Raw genomic sequence first — 16,778 nt, forward strand, 5'->3', positions numbered from 1 at the left:
CCCGCCCCATTTTTGGGGCGGGCCTTTGTTACAGAAGCGGTATCTGGGTATCGTCCGGGTCCGCGATCCCGTAAATGTAGCGCGCCATCGCCAGGGTCTCGCACCCCTGAAAGATCGGACGTTCCTGGTGATGGTTCACGATATGCCAGCCCGCCCAGATCTTCAGGCCGGAAGCCTGGTGCGCCACATCGAGCCGCCCCGGACCGCAACTTTCGCCAAAGATACCAAGAACCCGTTCCAAGGCGTTGGCGAGCTCATCATCGCGCATACCGAGCGTGATCTCTCTCGCATACCATTTTGGCAGTGCCCGGGTTGCGATCCGAAACGCCTCTTCTTTGTCAGCAACACTCAGGAAACGTTTCTTACGTGCCATCAATATTCACTGGCCAACATGATCGTTAACACGCGATGCGTTAGGACTGGATTTGCCGCATCGGGTGAATGCATCTCGAGCTTCAGATCAAAGTAATCAATCTTCCAGAAGATCTTTTGATCTTCCACCGTGATCGCACCAAAGTCATGCTCGCCGTGTGGGTCATTGTCTTCGGTAAAGCTTTGATAGTCCCGCACAGACTGGCTTGTACGCGCCAGAAAAGCGTCCCCCATGGCTTTAAGACCCGCAGTCACCACAACCGTCGCATTTGTGGCCTGACCCTGCCTCAGAGCGTCATTCAGCCGACAAATACGCTTTTTCCGGAAGTCCTTGTCGACCTTCCAGACCGGTTCATTGACTTCGCCGCATTTGTCGCAGGCAAAATCGTCAAACACCGTCTTTAACACCCAGTCCCCGGATGCCATGCTCCATTCAGCCCAGGCATCACGCACAACATTGCGCGCTCCACAAAGACCGCAGACCGGATAAGCACCGACCAGATCGCATACATCAATATCTTTTGGCATGTCTCTCTCCTTGCTTGAGGTGGGCCCGAAGGAGTTCAGGCGCACCGCTGGCAAGGAGAGAAAAGAACTGATCTGCACGTATTCTGACGCACATGCGAAATTCGAAAAGACCACCCAACTCGCAAATTTTGCAAATCGTGCAGAACCCGTTTTGGGTGGTGTATTTCCACACTATGCCTTCGGGCAAACTGTCTGGGATGGCAGATTTCTACAACCCAATCACCAGGCTTGGTATGGCACATTACCGCTATGGGGATTTTCCCTTTGGCATTCATCAGACTGACCGGTTCTCACATCTTTATGTTATTGGCCAAACCGGAACTGGGAAATCCACACTTCTTCTCAATATGGCACTGCAGGATGCAAAGCGTCTTACCGGGTTTTGTCTCATTGATCCTCACGGTGATCTCGCCAAATCGTTGTCAGGCTCATTAGAAGAAAATCATATCTACTGGGACGTTGCCGATGCGAGCAGCCCGCTTGGATACAATCCGCTGACCAGAACCAGCCCGGCTTTGCGTCCACTGATCACGTCTGGCCTCATCGAAACGCTCAAAAAGCAATGGACCGACGCCTGGGGGGTGCGGATGGAACACCTATTGCGATATGCCATTCTGGCGCTTCTCGAGCTGCCTCAGACCGATCTGCGCGACATTCTCCGACTCTATCTCGAGCGGGAGTTTCGCAAAGACGTCATATCCCATGTTTCTGACCCGCAGGTCCTGCAGTTCTGGACCAAAGAGCTGCCCGCGATGAACTACAAAAACGCCGCCGATGGGCTGGCTCCAATCGCCAACAAGCTTGGCGCGTTTCTGGCGCACCCGATTGTGCGCAAAGCAATCTGTGAGCCTGAAACGCCACTCAGGTTTCGTCAGATCATGGATGAAGGAAAAATACTGATTGTGAACCTGTCCAAGGGCCAGCTTGGCGCAGACGTGGCCAATGTCCTGGGCGGCTTGCTGGTCTCAAGTATCACGCACGCGGCGTTCACGCGTCACTCCATCCCTGAACCTGATCGTCGCCCGTTCATGCTTTACGTCGATGAGTTTCATTCGTTTACCACCGAGACGATCGCGGATCTGCTCTCAGAAACCCGTAAATACAAGCTTGGGATTGTCCTCTGCCAGCAACATACCCAGCAGGCCGGCGCTTCCGTCTTTGCCTCAATCATGGGGAACGCGGGTAGTTTGATCAGCTTTCGTGTCGGGGCCAGTGATGCGCCGATCTTAGCAAAACAGCTTGGAAACTTAGATCCCAGAGACCTGATCACTCAGCCAAATCACCGGGCCTTTGTCCGACTTATGGTTGAGGGTGAACAGACAAAACCCTTCACAATGACCGGGTTTCCGCCACCAACACGCGGGAATTGAAAATGCGGCTGTCTTTTATCTTCTCCTGGTTCCGGTAACCTGATCCTCATGAACAAAGACGATCATCTTCAACAGCATCTTGAGCTTTGCAAACGTATCTATTTGCGCATGCTCGCCGACGGATCCTGGCCCTGGAAAGACGGCAAGGATTCGCAAAAATCTGAGGATTTGGTAGAGTCAGGCGACAAACAAAACGACATATGAAACCGTGCTTTGGATACATTCGAGTATCCACCCAGAAACAAGGTGAAGGAGTGTCACTCGAGGCTCAAAAAGATGCAATCGAGGCTTTTGCGAGTCAAAACAACCTTACCGTCACCAAATGGTTCGAGGAAAAGGAAACCGCTGCTAAAAGCGGGAGGCCGATTTTTAACGCGATGCTGAAGCAGCTTAAGCACGGTGCCGCGTCCGGTCTGATCATGCATAAAATTGACAGGTCTGCGAGGAACCTTAGGGACTGGGCGATCGTATCGGAATTGCCTGATGCGGGAGTCGACGTCTACATCGCCACCGAAAGTTTGGACTTCAACTCGCGTGGAGGGCGTCTGACCGCTGATATTCAGGCCGTAATTGCTGCCGACTACATCCGCAATCTGCGCGAAGAATGTATCAAAGGGCTTAATGGACGACTGAAGCAGGGGCTGTATCCGTTCCGTGCACCGATTGGGTATTTGGACAATGGACGTGGGCAGCCAAAAACGATTTGCCCAGTCAAAGGGCCACTCGTTCACGATACCATTCAACTATACGCCAGTGGACGTTTCTCTATTAGGTCACTGATGAATGAGGCTGAACGTCGTGGGCTGCGCAACCATGCAGGCAAGCCACTTAGTCAGCATGGTATCGAAACCATTCTCGCAAACCCGTTCTACACCGGCCTTATCGTGATCAAACGTACTGGTGCAACGTTCCAGGGCGTTCATAAGCCATTGGTTGAAATGAAAACATTTCAGCGCGTTCAAGATATCAAAGCTGGAAAAGCCGGTAAGAAAGTGACCCGACACAATCATCAATACCGTGGTCTGTTTCGATGCGGTCTTTGCGATGGCCCAATGTCGCCAGAACGTCAAAAAGGCTGGGTGTATTACCGATGCCAGAAACCTGAGTGCGCCACCAAAACTGTCCGCGAAGACGCAATTGATCAAGCAGTCCAAGCCGCTTTGGGATTGTTAGAATTGTGCGAAGCTCAGGCAGAAAAATTGCGGAACGACTGGCTGGCATGGATCGAGAGCAACCAGAGAGAAACACACATTCGATCGATCGAATTGCGCCTTGATCATACGCGTGAGCGGCTGAGCCGACTGACTGATTTGCTCATTGATGGCACAATCGGAAAAGCAGATTTCAATGATCGCAAGAGAACGCTCGCATTAGAGCTAGCGCAGCTAGAAGAAAATCGGAAGGACGCAGACCGAAACCATCTTTCAATCGAACAGATGGAAATCTTCATCGAACTGATGAAAAACCTTTCCAGGCTTCATATTTCAGCGGAACCAGCGGAAAAACGATCTTTGGTTAAGAATTGCTTCTCGAACCGGACAGTGGTCGGAAAAGAGCCCTGTCTAAAGCCACATTCTTGGCTTCAAAGCCAAGAATTTTCCGAACTGTCCCCTTTGGTGAACCATATCGACCCACTTATCGAACTTTTTTGCAAATCTCGCAAACCAGCGGGTCCAAAAACTGAACCGCAATGGAAAAAGAACCTAAAGTATCAACATCCGACCGATGGCCGTTTGAATGACACTGTCTAGTGTTTTTCTTCATTGCCTTTGTATTGAACTACGCCGTCAATTATCATGCGATGACCGTTATGATCATCAGAAAAGACAAGCGCTCGAAGGCTACCACCCTCAAGGTCTGACTTAGTCTTTCCTCGAAAAAAATTTACTGCAGGTTTTTTGGGGATATTTATTTTAGGCATCGCTATTTCGTGATTGATGACTACCAGACGACCAGCATCTGCAAGCGATAGCTCAGCTATTATATCAGCATTTTGTACATCCAAATTCAGACTTGGTTTGACCATCAGGATCATTGTCTCGTTTGCCTTACCGATTGTAGCGTTCGGAATCTGAACAGCGTTCTTCATGCCTTTAGAAAGTGGCGAAGTGGCGGAAGACCATGGTGTCAGTATTTTGTAGGCGAGGATGATACCCGGTTTCACTTCAGAAGGCCGTGGCCATTCCTCTATTCGCCGCCGCCTCGAGTTTGAAGAAGGATCCAGCGGTAGCTTTGCCGCCGCCTCTGCGGAAAATGTTGTATGCCATTTACCTGAAGCATGAAAACTTGTATGTATTGTGCCGCCAAGTTCACGACAGGCCAAGTAGACTTCTTCACCCCACTGGGACGGTTGGGTCCATAACCGCCACGACGCTGCGCGAAGACGTTCCGTCGTTGTTACACAAAATCTGACTGGGTTGCTCATATGACTATGATACATCGGACGTCATTGCGATGCTACGTATGCCGGCTGGTGACGCACCGGCTACGGCTCGGGCAAACATTGAGCCTTTTTATTATTTCAATTTTGAAACCCAAAACAAGCCCCACCCATACGCGTTTCATGCGAATGAACTGGTCTAGACAATGTGACCCGCATCGGCACACAGATCCAACTTTTATTATTTGAAGAGAACCAAGAGCCTGTTTGAGTTATTTTTTGAGAAACAATCTGATTTTCCGAAAGCCTTTAACTCAATATGAGCATCAATTACCTTGAATGAAAATCGTCAAAATGACGGCAGTAGGTTACCAACATTTGTAAAACCGCACAAAATTTAACTTTCATAGTATTACATCAAAGCTGGTCGGAGAGATTTTTCATCAAATACGACATGCAACAGCTTGCGAGCTGCGGCACATGTGGTAAGGTTGGATTCATTGGAGCACCAAATGTAGTGTCAGCAAAACTTGATCTGACCAATACACCGAGACGCTTGATTCAAGTGCTCTGTGGGTCTAGATTGGTTTGGTGATGTTCCTTTGGAACGTTTCAGCTTTGATCGATGAGCCAGGTTCTAACTTTCAAGTTGAATTGATGTTGGGATTGCCCTTGACGGGCGGCATTGGCTCAGAGATTTGGCCTCGGGTGTGTTGATACCACCCCGAGGCCTTTTTATTTTTTGGAAACTAAATTGCCCGAGCCACGAATGGCCCGGGCACATAGGAAACCTAGATATGAGTTACCTATGTAGTGATGTGAGAAGCTCCCACCATGAGCCAGCCATAATGTAGCACAATATCTGCGCATATTACGACCACCAGGTGGAAGCAAAATTGAACAATAAAGCCCATCTCAGCCTCCTTTAGTAGTTTCAGCAATACCCGGCCGATCTGCTCTCGCAGTGATACACAGCCAAGGCAGCGAAACCGTACACTGAAATATGTTAAAAATTCAAGGTTTATGGATTACTGTCTGATGCTTCGAAAATTGGATTGGTGTGGAATAGGCCCATTTGTCCCTAACGAATGCATAAGAAAACCGTTCGATTGAACGGTTTTCTTGACTACTGCCACCGAATGGCAAATTTTGCGAATGTGAACCATATCGACCCACTTATCGAACTTTTTTGCAAATCTCGCAAACCAGTGGGTCATAAACCTGAGCCTCAATGGAAGAAAAACCTAAAGCATCAAAATCCAGATGTCGATTTGCCAGATGCGGCATGATTTGGTTTACTAACAGCAGACGTTGTCCTTGGGAATTTGGATTTAACTTTTTGAATCTATCAACCGAGGAGAATGAGATGCGTGAGAAATATATGCTGATCGAAATATATGACCGTAATGTAAAAAAGTTTGTGCCTCGTTGGTACAAGATTGGGTCTTGGTGGGAACTTCTCCCTGAGGGAGTTCACCCCGTATAAATGAAGTAGCATTTCATATTGCATGGTCGGAAGAAATCTAGAAAGGCTAGATTCATCCGGCCTTTTTATATTCTCAAATTCTGACTCCAAAACCAGACCACCCCATACGCATAGAGTGCAAATGGGTTAACCAAAGACTCCTCACACCACAGAGTCCAAGACTCGCAACGCTGACTCTTTCAGGATTCTTGATAGGATTCAAAAATGGAAGAAGATCCAGATTTTCATGTGCAGCAGCACCTAGAGCTTATGAAGTGTATGTATCTGAGGATGCAGAAGGATAACTCGTGGCCGTGGGTGGTCGACCCAGAGTCGTGGAGTAAGAATTTTCCGAAATCCAATGCAAAAACAAAATTATTGTCACATGAACATGCCAGAAATTCCGATTATTGATGAGTACTTCATGGGTCAGATGCATTACCAGGAAAAAACACCTTCGCAGACTACTTTGCGTAATACTTTTCACCTCGGTTTTTGAAAGAGGGCAACGTACCTTCCAAGACATCCAGCGCCGCCTGGTTCAGACTATAGGACTCAATTGAGCCGGACTCATATTTGACCTTGTTTCCGTGAGTTCGATCAATTTCAGACAAAATTATTTGTTCAGCGTCGCACACAACTGCTATGTTTGGGCTATGCGTTACCATTATCACCTGACGACGAGTTTTGACTTCTTGAATTGCAGGGGCAAGTAGACTGAAAACAGTTTGATTATCCAAATTTTCCTCAGGTTGATCTATCACTATTGGAATCTCGCCTTTGTCCAAAAGCAGGAAGAATACCAACAGAAGTAAACCTCTTTCTCCAGGTGAAAGTTGACTGAGATCTTTCCCATCCATTTGCAATGAGAATTCTGGATTCAGATACTCAAGCGACCAAAGATAATCGTAGATTTCTTTTCGTCCTTTGCCCTTTCGAAATTGCTTTTCTACGTCGATCGTTTTTGGAGACGCTTGACGATGGTCTTTGAGCAGTTGATCTTCTAGTTGTCTGGCTAGTTTGGTAACCGAGTGCATGTCCTGCAGATCTGAATTGTCCAGGGCTTCCTCAAGCCGACCCATGCCATCTTCCTTGCCCTGAAACGTGCCAACAACGTCCTGACGAATATACTCCTCAAACAAATTCTCGACCAATTGAGCGGCGTTGATGCTCGTATGAAAACTTAACTTCATTTGCTCCTTAATTATTGGATGTTCACCAATAAGGCGCGACAATGGAGAAAACAGTCTCTTGTGAATCTCTTGAATATTTAACAATTCAGAATGAATCTTTTCTGTCAGTTGTGTCCTTTTTAATTTTAGATTTTCGATTTTCGAAGGAAGGCCTTTATGGTTTTTGATTTGGTGGGATATGTACTCGATAGTCCCCAACGTCGTCTCATCACCAATAAGTTCAATTCGCCTTTTTCCGGCTGCCTTGAGCACCCCCTGGTAGGTTTGGTATCTTTTGGAAGGTTCATCCAACGCTTTTTGTAGCGCTGCAACTTCTTTGTTCAATTTACTCTTTTCAAACAACCAACCTGTAGCAATTGCAGGGTTAAGTTGATCGTTAACGACCACGAGCTCGGCAGAAAGCAATTGATTCAAAGTAGTTATGCCAGTCGTATCTACCGAGTATGAGATTACTTTTTTTACGTCGATTTCGAATAGCGCTAGTTCGTTTACTATCTCAGAAATTGATGATTCTACGGTTTCATCAAGACTTTTCAACTTTTCCAGAATCTTCCCGAGCCGGGCCTGCTTTTGTGCCAATTCAAGCTTCTTAGCGTGCGCAATTTCAATTTCTCGATCAAGAACCTCTAGGCGTCCTTTCTTATCTTCAATAGACTTGCGGAGTTCCGATAGCTCAGATCCAGACTTTTCTTCTGGAGGTGCCGGAACGGCCGGTACCAATTTTTGTTTTTCATCAAAAACTCTCAGGTGCTCCTTTTTTTCGACGAGCTCTAACTCTAACTTCCTCAGGGTAATCGGCGCCGCCCGCTCCTCCAGTTTTACAATGTCAAAATTGAGTTTTCGGATCTCCGCTTTGATCCTCGAAATCCGATCTTGGATCTCTTCATCATGATAATCGATAAGGTCATCAAGTGATTCTTTTTCCAACCTGTCGTGCCGTTCAATATGAGAAAAAATTACATTCTTTATCTCAGTTTGGAAAAGACTCTTTATCCCTGGTGACGTCTCAGTGCAGATCTTTTCCAAATATGATTGCGGTAAGTACCGGATTTTCTCTGGCTTAAGTGGATCTGGATCATCATTTAGATTTTTAGTCGTTTTTGTTCCGTCCGCCCAAGTCGCTCGCACCTCAAATTGTTCTGCTAGCCGCCCTCCTTTTTCACGGAATTTTCCTTTACTAAGAAATGAAAAATATCCAGAATTCCTAGCATTTCCGGCTAAGGCGATAATGTCCAAAAGGGCACTCTTCCCGTTACCCTTGTTGCCAATCACTGCTACCATATCGTGGTTGATTTCTAGGTTCACGTCGAACCAGTCATTTGAAGCTTTGCCGTCAACTCTCTGAACTTCAATACTAGCTAAATAATTCGATCTTCGACTTTCAAAATGTTCGAGTTTCGTTGGCAATTCACCTATGAACACACGTTTCTGAGGCTCATGAACGATTTGTTTGAGTCCTTGGAACGTTGGATCCGCTTTGATCCAACAAAACTTGTCTGTGGGAACGGAATTTTCGTCTTTCAAATTTCCGATCGGATCCTTCAGTGAATGTGAATCGCTACCCTTAACGCAAGGTTTTTTACGCTTAAACCATTTCAGGTATTGTTCTTCAGAATACTTTTTATCTTTCCACAAAAAGAAGTCGGACTGCTTCTTGTTTGATGATCCCAGAATATCAGCCTTCTTCACGAGCTCCTGTTTGAACATTGGGCTAGAAACAGGGTCAATCTCATCGATACCACCATATTCATCGTAGGGGATCCAGATCAGATGGCTGTCCTTCAACGTGGGGTTATTTCGCAATTCGTTTACGGTTTTGTTAAAATCCACCTGAACATCAGCCAACAAAAACTTGCGATCGCCATAGCGGCTTCCGATTCTAGTGTTGTCACTCAACTCCATCGATTTGACGAATGATTCAATTTCTTCAACTGGTAAATTGTCATCAAAAATTATGTGGAAATTTATCCGTGGTGTACCACCGTGACGGCTTTGGACAATGTTTGCCATCCTGCACTCGACCACAGGAATCAGCTTTTTTTTTCGTAACTTTTCGAGGCCGTCCAGAAATGCGTCACTAGTAATTTCCGGTGATTGCGAGCCATCCAGATAAGCTTGAACAATCTTGTAACCCGCGACTGAGAAGTAATCATTGATACCAATGACATCGCACTTCGAGTTACCTAATTGAATAACGAAATCATCAAACCCACCGTTCACGCCGTCTGAGGCTGGGCTATGAACATGCAAATCCCATATCCGCCATTCTGATCCTTTTGGAAATAGTTTACTTTTCATATTTTTCTCTAAAAGTTGTTTCGTATTGTCATATCACTATACCTTTAGTTGAACGCTCTGCAAAACATCACATTTACGTTCTCTAAGTGGGAGTATCAGGGCAAAGGAAGAAAGTTCGATTTCCCTTGGGTTGTTTGCCATTTTTGATGCAATTTTCCCAATTTACTCACAAAAAGACCGCTCAAAATAGGCGGTCTTTTTGTCTACTGCCACCAAATGGCAAATTTTGCGAATGTGAACCATATCGACCCACTTATCGAACTTTTTTGCAAATCGCGCAAACCAGTGGGTCAGAAACCTGAGCCTCAATGGAAGAAAAATCTAAAGCATCAGAGTTATGGTAAAGGTTTGCCAGAGTCAGCCTAATTTTTTCTGGCAAGATACCCTTCAATGATTGACTGAGTAACTTTTAAGGATTCAGATAACTCATCTGGTGTCATCTTGCGTACCAGGACCCGCTATAACCCGCATCCGGTCATGTTCAGAACCTGCGATGCCGTGCGCTGATGATCCCGCCTCTAGTTCGTCATTCCAAGCCATATCTGTAGTTCACCTAATATAGTACGGGTGTATCGTACCATGAGTTCGATTCTCCTCAAGGCTGTACAGAATAACGTTCACTTTCGTGCAGTTCTGCGCTTTGTTCTCGAACCGAAACCATCGCTCAACAGAGCGGTGGTTCTTGTCTACCCCTGCCAAGTAGCAAATTTTGCGAATGTGAACCATATCGACCCACTTATCGAACTTTTTTGCAAAGATCACAAACCAGTGGGTCAGAAACCTACGCCTCAGTGGAAGAAGAATCTGAAAGTTCAGCGTGCTGATGAATTAAGGGATATGGCGTAATCGCGAGAAATTAGTGAGTATCACGATATTGCTGCCTAGTCTGAGTAAAGAAATTTTGGTTGCCGGTTTGTTGATCAACTATCCATTCCGCAAACTCCTCGCTGTATTGGGGAGATGCGTTTTCGTGAGGCTTGAATACCAATTCCGGCCTGTTTTCAGGCTGGATGTTGTGCTGAGTTCTAATGCACAAGATATCATGCCCATTAAACCTAGTGCCGTCAGGTAGTTCCCTGAGGACTCGATCGATCAATTGAGTTTGGCGGTATGGCCAAAGTTCTTCAGCGTTATTTGGCCGAAAAGCTGCCGCACCGGGATCGTTACCAATCCTAGCATTTATGATTCCCCCGTCTGCATCAGCTTCCCTGACAATCTGAATTGTGTGACCAGACGGCGCCTCAACAACCTGCCTGATTCCACCGAGCCAGCTTTCTCTAGTTTTTTCCAACTCACGGTCTCGCCACTGCCTTAGATCATTCATCGTACCTGGTTCACTCTTCGCTCCATGGCGAAAGTAAACCGTACCCTTCGAGAACGCAGTTTTTTGACGTCCAGGCTCGACTTCATACGTTCCAGGCAATTCAAAAACCATTGGTGTGTTCGCTCCAAAAACAATGATCGCCGCAATAGGATGTTCTTCACGTTGTAAACCGTGGATTTCAAAATCCGAAAATTGGTGTCCAGTGTATCTTGCGATGCGGTTTGTCACGTCAGCTGGGTCAATCGCCAGCACTGGGGCAACATCAGTTCTCGACGGTTACCCACTATCGTTCAGTCCAATCACAAGCACACCGCCACCCGAGTTGGCAAAAGCAACTATGTCTTTGATGATCTCACACCAGTCACCCCTTTGGGCAAGGTTGAATTCCGATTTAAAATCCAATGTCTTGTTTTCTCGGACACCATTTTGTGCGCGGTCAAGTAGCTTTTCACGAGTAATCATAGGTTGAGTATACCAAAATCAAGCTATCTTACGCTAAGCATTTTCGTAATTTTGGTACATGGAAATGCCTGGCATCAGACGAGGTGCCTGACAGCTGGTGACGCACCGGTTAAGGCTTGGCCAACCTGAGCCTTTTTATTTTCTCAATTTTGAAACTCAAAACTAGACCCACTTATCGAACTTTTTTGTAAATCGCGAACCAGTGGGTCAGAAACCTGCGCCTCAATGGAAGAAAAACCTAAAGCATCAAATACCCAGTAAGAATGACGCAGTAGGAACGGCGGAATAGTCGACCGCAGATTGAGGACACAATCGGCGCACACTACGATGCTAACTGTTTTCTTTGTTCTCGGCGCTCAAAGGAGTCCCCAGAACGAGGCACGTTCCTAGGCGGGTGGGGTCTTCACCCGCCTGTCCGCGTCGCGAATTGTAGAAAAATCGAGAGGTGCTTTCCCCTAGCGCGCCGGTAAACCCCAACATGGCCGGGGCAGCATTCTTTCAATCTAGTCTGCGGAAGGTGACGACGATGTCACCCCGACTAACCAGTACACGAGTGTTCGTGCCCTCGTTCACACCGAGGTCGTATCGGGCGAGAGGAACTACGACCTCCGCGCCTTCTGAAAGATCTGCAACACCTATTACGAAGCTGTCAGGCTCTATCTCAGGTCCGATCATCGCCATTATTCTTAGTCTGTTTGCTCGGGTTTGCATTGTAAAGACAGCTGCACCAAGTGGAAGCGTCTGTCCCGGGAAGCCGTCAATCGTTGCTGTCCCGTCGCCAATAACGGCTTTACGACCAATCCTACGCGCAAGCTGATCCGGGTTACCTTCAATCGCAAATACTCGGGCAGCGGCTGTCAGTCGACCATCAGACCTAAAAAAGAAACGATCTTTGGTTGTTGGAGCAATTACAAGCTGCGTAAGATGTTCGTTGGGCAGCATGTTCCTGGCCGTCACCTCAAAGTTTCCCGCGTTTGCGAAACTGGCTGAAAACATCAAGATTACATAGGTAAACAGTCGAAACATGAATTTAATCCTTCTAAGGCGTGAACATTTGAAAACCGGTGCCGGAAGTTTGAATGAATTTCCGGTGGACCTTAAACTCAAAGAGCCGCTTTTGTTCTTCGGCCAAACCGTATTGCATCAACCATATCAGGAATGATGGCAGTAATGGAATGCTCAATTTACCAAGGCTGCTGCCCCGGCGCATCTTGGTCCGTCTTGAACTCCGAACCAATTCAGTCTCTCTGAAGTACAGGATAGCCCCGTGTGTAAATCCAATCTGTATCTTCTGCGGGTAACCAATACGTGCGCCAGTTGCTCGTGGTGGGAGTGACGTCGCTTGTCAGGCAGCAGCGCTTCCATCCGGAAAGAGCAAGCAAATGGTTGGCGGCGCAGTTTGAACGCAAACCCGCCTGTGTAGCGTCTGTTGCAATGGCGAACAAAACAGCTTGGATCGTCTTGGCAGTTTTGACAAAAACGAGCCTTACACGCCGAGAACAGCCCGAAAAAATTGAGGAACAAAAAACAGCAAGACCTACAAAATATTGGTGCACAAATCAGTCACAAAACCAAAACAACCCATCTAATATCCTGGGCGTCACTGCCCACAAAACAGAAAGGAACTTGGTTCGCGAACCCCATCTAGGCCAGCGGTCGAAAACCGCGTAAACAGACCGGACACAAGGCTGCTTCTTACCAGTATGCAGATCATACCAAATGCTGCTATTCGGAACCATACCCATCAATCGCAATAGTCAGTTCGAATGAAGCCCTTAGCTTGGGGCTCCTTTAAATGGCACCCCAAATTTTCGCAGCTTCGGTGGCTAGATATCAGCTTGAATTTGGGAAGTGTATTTTAGCAATAGCTTAGTGAAGTAACGGTAGTTTCCCTGTTTTTCTGGGCAATCACTAGCTCCGCCCTGAAATGCCGTTTTCGACTGCATACTCCGGACATGAGGAGAAGTCTTATGTGCGTTGTTGTCGGCATCCTGAAGGGGTTGGGAGCGTTTTGTTGCCGGGCGGAGACGACAGTATGTTCCTCTTGTCAAATCCTGAATTTGCGCTTCGCGGCTTGGGTGTTTTTCTATTGATGATCATAGTTATTGCGTTCTTACTAGACTTAAAATGCGACTTTTCTCCTAAACCCGTTTACTTCGCAAATCTGTTTCGTTTACCAAATATTGAACCGATGCTACGCTTTGTTCCAACGCGACAACGGGCATTTGAGAGCGCGCAAGTATACGCAGGCCGACATATTGGGTTTTCAGCACGTTTGCTAAGCCTCGACGTGCGTCAACGCTCGATGTTACATGTGAAAGGGATGCATCAAGCGCGACTTCAAAGGCTGCACGCATTTTTTCGAGCCCTCGTTTGACGACCTTGGCAATTTCGGGATCGTACGAAGCAGGACCCGCAGCAGCGGAACAGAGTAGACATCCTCTACGGTCGTTAATTTTCACGGCTCTCAAGATGATATCAAAAAGCATCGTAACACGGTCCCAGCCGTTTACAATTTTTGAGTCTGTTAAGAGCACTACCGCATCCTCAACTAACTTCTTTTCATAACGCTCCAACACGAGCATGAAAAGTGACTTCTTGTCCTTGAACGCTTTGTAAAGACTCCCGCGGGTCAACCCCATACCTGATAAAAGATCTGGTAACGACGTTCCCTCAAAGCCATGTATCCAGAAGACATCCATCGCGTCGTCGATTGCCGCGTCAATATCAAATTCGCGAGGTCTCGCCATTTTTTTTGCTCCGTATCAAGCGCATTCTTATAGTTCGGAACCAAAAGGTCAACAATTCACAGCTTTGTGTTTGGAACTATATGGTTCCTAACGTTATCCACACCGCGAAGCCAAGCAAATGGAGTTGCTGAAGCTCGACAAAAATTTTAAAAGGAACTTGAAATGAAAAACATCCTCGCACGAACTACAGCTGTTGCACTGTCGGCAATTTTCTTGTTTGCCCCCTTAGGCGCCAGCGCTGAAATTTCACCAACCACTGGAATGTTCACGGGTGCAAGTAATCACGTCACAACAGGCGGAGTAACAATTCTAAAGACTGCTGACGGGGGCGCACTTGTCGTTCTTGATACAGATTTTTCTTTGGACGGCGCACCCGATCCGCATGTTGGCTTTGGCAAGGACGGCGCTTTCGAGGTTGCGACCGATCTTGGGAAGCTTGAAAAATCTGACGGCCTTCAGGTTTTCGTCGTACCCCCAACGGTAAACGTCGACGATTTCAACGAAATCTATGTCTGGTGTTTAGAGTTTGGCGTGCCTCTCGGAATTGCTGCGTTGAATTGAAATCCTTCTATTCCTTTGTGCCTGGCAGGACAGTATTACCTGCCGGGTGCGCAATCCCTCAGTTTTAGTATCAATGATTTCGTACCGCCTACTTTTGTCCGACTTCAATGCACCTAGAGTTTTGGGTGTTATTGCATTTCTCATAGGGCCAAGCCTAATACAGTGACATGCCGCTTGTCGTGTTTGATTTGGGACAGATTGGGGCTGAACGTGTAGGATTGAAAAGCGAACCGTTGTGGTCGTTGGTGGTAAGATAACCTACCGAGAAGTTAGCGTCTTATCCAGAGCGACTTCTTCGGCAAGTTCTTGCATATTCCGACTCCCATACGACCTAAAGCTTTCAAGGTGGAAAGCCGTGAAATCCGAATATTTTCATCTTTGAGCGCCAACTCGTAAAACATTGTAGGTGCCTGAGCCAACCTGAGAAATTGCGTGCAATACCAATCGGTGAACTTCCTTTTTACTCCTTCTCACCTGATTTGGAACTTAAGAAGGTTAGCCGCGAAGCGCAATTTAGTTGCATATAAAACCTTTTAGATGTATATGCAATGAACTGCGCCCAACAAGTAGAGTGTGGCGTATCGAATCAACGTTCAAACGTCCTAGTGATCGTGTGTCGCACCGAGTCGCATTGATGTTAGCAGGCCGCGACAGCGCCGATGTGGAGAGGGAAAGCATGCCGGTGTACACCGCTTCAAATTGTCGAGTTCCGTTGCTACAGCCGCATAATACGTCAATCCCTGAATTGATCATTGGGTTGCAAAATACCAACATCGGTGCCCCAATCAGTTTTGCGCAAGTCAAAGCAAGGCTCACGGGTTGTCCCGCATTTTCTAGGCAGCCGGCGGAACACCAAACGGAAAATTCTCATTCCTGTTCGGTCCGAGCAGGGCGAAACACGCAAGTAAAAAACTCCCTAACATCACATGAGTCAAAAAGTTCCAGGTTGGATAATTTCATGATTTCTGCTGTTCTTTCGAACAGGTTTCCTACGGTAAAAGTACTTAAAAATGAAGAATTTCTCGATGAAAGGACAACTGTTTTCCTTGATGGCCGCCAAGTAAAACTTCCAGCTACATCCACCTTTGTGACGCGAGTGTGAGAATTATGAGCTACGTACAATGGTCCCTTCTCGGCATGGTTGCATATTCTCTGGTAACGCTTCTGGTAAAGTTTGCCACGCGCCCCGGCACACATTCCAGCTTTGCGGTACTAGCTGTCGCTACGGTCATCGTTGCTATCGGCGCTGTTGGAATTGCGCTTGCCGGGGGTCATTTTAGGACATTTAAAGGTGTTGACTATTTCAGCGTCAGTACTGGCTGGAGCATTCTGGCTGGAGCCGTTCTGCTGATTGCTGTCGGATCGCTGTTTAAGGCTCTGTCGCTGGGACCGGCAAGTGAAGTCGTTCCAATCTATGGAATGTTTGTCGTGGGCGGGTCGGTGCTTGGAATTATTTTCCTGGGTGAAGATCTGAGCCTCTCGAAAGTCACTGGAATCGCGCTTGCGGCGCTGTCGATTTACCTGATCGCGCGGTAGACGAACTGCACGTCCGCTCAAAGCTGCTCGTCAGCGCAAATTTACCTAAGCTTTTCTCTTCTTTCCATTAGAAGAGATTTGCTGAAGTTTTTCCAACGTTTCTAGTAACGGATCGCCACTGTCATCAGAAAAAATTTCGGAAGCGGATTCTCTAATCTTTTCCTGGGCTCGGCGCCAAGATATCGTCGCGCTTGCCAATTTTTCAATCCCTTTCGAGCTTAGTATCACTCGCTTTTGGCGTAGGTCTTTAGTTGATGAAAAATCAACCCAACCGTTTGAAGCAAGTACCTTTACATTCCGCGAAATAGTCGTCTTATCCAGAGCTACCTCTTCAGCGAGTTCTTGCATTGTTGCAGAGCCCATGCGGTCCAAAGCCCGCAAAGTAGAAAACTGCGAAATCCGGATTTTTTGTTCCCTGAGGGCGGAGTCGTAAATCTCTGTGAGTGCTTGCGCTGAGCGACGGAACTGCGTGCAATAACAATCGGTGAACATTCTATTGCTCCTTTTCATCAATGATATCCAATATGGAGAAACCTACC

At 47.0% G+C, this 16,778-nt stretch carries 14 protein-coding genes; 5 read left to right on the plus strand and 9 right to left on the minus strand.

Annotated features, from left to right (window positions below):
* Window positions 1-28: 28 nt before the first annotated feature.
* Window positions 29-373 carry a hypothetical protein gene (locus MWU63_RS13005; RefSeq protein WP_247078153.1) on the minus strand — a complete coding sequence of 115 codons (345 nt, stop codon included), beginning with the start codon at window positions 371-373 and terminating at the stop codon, window positions 29-31.
* Entirely contained in the window at window positions 373-900 is a 528-nt protein-coding gene (locus MWU63_RS13010; protein WP_247078155.1) for a DUF3768 domain-containing protein, read from the minus strand. The genes MWU63_RS13005 and MWU63_RS13010 overlap by 1 nt, the downstream gene beginning before the upstream one ends.
* 197 nt (window positions 901-1,097) lie before the next feature.
* On the opposite strand from MWU63_RS13010, the gene MWU63_RS13015 reads away from it, so the two are divergent.
* Window positions 1,098-2,270, plus strand: a complete 1,173-nt coding sequence (locus MWU63_RS13015; RefSeq protein ID WP_247078165.1) for a DUF87 domain-containing protein — start codon at window positions 1,098-1,100, stop codon at window positions 2,268-2,270.
* Window positions 2,271-2,470: 200 nt separating this feature from the next.
* The gene (locus MWU63_RS13020; RefSeq protein ID WP_281496563.1) at window positions 2,471-4,021 is read left to right on the plus strand and encodes a recombinase family protein; all 1,551 of its coding nucleotides are present in this window, start codon (window positions 2,471-2,473) and stop codon (window positions 4,019-4,021) included.
* On the opposite strand, the gene MWU63_RS13025 is transcribed toward MWU63_RS13020, so the two are convergent.
* The 5 genes from MWU63_RS13025 to MWU63_RS13045 all read right to left on the minus strand — a co-directional run bounded on the left by MWU63_RS13025 (window position 4,018) and on the right by MWU63_RS13045 (window position 12,418).
* Window positions 4,018-4,593 carry a hypothetical protein gene (locus MWU63_RS13025; protein ID WP_247078169.1) on the minus strand — a complete coding sequence of 192 codons (576 nt, stop codon included), beginning with the start codon at window positions 4,591-4,593 and terminating at the stop codon, window positions 4,018-4,020. The genes MWU63_RS13020 and MWU63_RS13025 overlap by 4 nt on opposite strands.
* Before the next feature lie 1,986 nt (window positions 4,594-6,579).
* Complete coding sequence (locus MWU63_RS13030; RefSeq protein WP_247078171.1) at window positions 6,580-9,606, minus strand: TrlF family AAA-like ATPase; 3,027 nt, start codon at window positions 9,604-9,606, stop codon at window positions 6,580-6,582.
* 856 nt (window positions 9,607-10,462) lie between these two features.
* Window positions 10,463-11,182, minus strand: a complete 720-nt coding sequence (locus tag MWU63_RS13035; protein ID WP_247078181.1) for a hypothetical protein — start codon at window positions 11,180-11,182, stop codon at window positions 10,463-10,465.
* 24 nt (window positions 11,183-11,206) lie between these two features.
* Entirely contained in the window at window positions 11,207-11,392 is a 186-nt protein-coding gene (locus tag MWU63_RS13040; RefSeq protein ID WP_247078183.1) for an ATP-binding protein, read from the minus strand.
* 498 nt (window positions 11,393-11,890) lie between these two features.
* On the minus strand, window positions 11,891-12,418 hold the full coding sequence (locus MWU63_RS13045) for a hypothetical protein (RefSeq protein ID WP_247078185.1): 528 nt from the start codon (window positions 12,416-12,418) through the stop codon (window positions 11,891-11,893).
* Window positions 12,419-12,700: 282 nt separating this feature from the next.
* Here MWU63_RS13045 and MWU63_RS13050 point away from each other — a divergent pair, with 282 nt between their 5' ends.
* The gene (locus MWU63_RS13050) at window positions 12,701-13,063 is read left to right on the plus strand and encodes a hypothetical protein (RefSeq protein ID WP_247078187.1); all 363 of its coding nucleotides are present in this window, start codon (window positions 12,701-12,703) and stop codon (window positions 13,061-13,063) included.
* A gap of 470 nt (window positions 13,064-13,533) precedes the next feature.
* On the opposite strand, the gene MWU63_RS13055 is transcribed toward MWU63_RS13050, so the two are convergent.
* Window positions 13,534-14,142, minus strand: coding sequence for a TetR/AcrR family transcriptional regulator (locus MWU63_RS13055; protein ID WP_247078189.1), 609 nt, complete (start codon window positions 14,140-14,142; stop codon window positions 13,534-13,536).
* Between the two features lie 162 nt (window positions 14,143-14,304).
* On the opposite strand from MWU63_RS13055, the gene MWU63_RS13060 reads away from it, so the two are divergent.
* Both MWU63_RS13060 and MWU63_RS13065 read left to right on the plus strand, forming a co-directional pair.
* Window positions 14,305-14,703, plus strand: a complete 399-nt coding sequence (locus MWU63_RS13060; protein WP_247078191.1) for a DM13 domain-containing protein — start codon at window positions 14,305-14,307, stop codon at window positions 14,701-14,703.
* A 1,107-nt stretch (window positions 14,704-15,810) separates the two neighbouring features.
* Window positions 15,811-16,239, plus strand: a complete 429-nt coding sequence (locus MWU63_RS13065) for an EamA family transporter (RefSeq protein ID WP_247078193.1) — start codon at window positions 15,811-15,813, stop codon at window positions 16,237-16,239.
* Window positions 16,240-16,284: 45 nt separating this feature from the next.
* Here the strand turns inward: MWU63_RS13065 and MWU63_RS13070 are convergent, their stop codons facing one another.
* A complete protein-coding gene (locus MWU63_RS13070; protein ID WP_247078201.1) occupies window positions 16,285-16,731 on the minus strand; it encodes a MarR family transcriptional regulator in 447 nt (148 codons plus the stop codon).
* Window positions 16,732-16,778 lie beyond the last annotated feature (47 nt).

Origin of the sequence: Pseudohalocynthiibacter sp. F2068 (assembly GCF_023015645.1) — a bacterium.
Taxonomy (GTDB): domain Bacteria; phylum Pseudomonadota; class Alphaproteobacteria; order Rhodobacterales; family Rhodobacteraceae; genus Pseudohalocynthiibacter; species Pseudohalocynthiibacter aestuariivivens.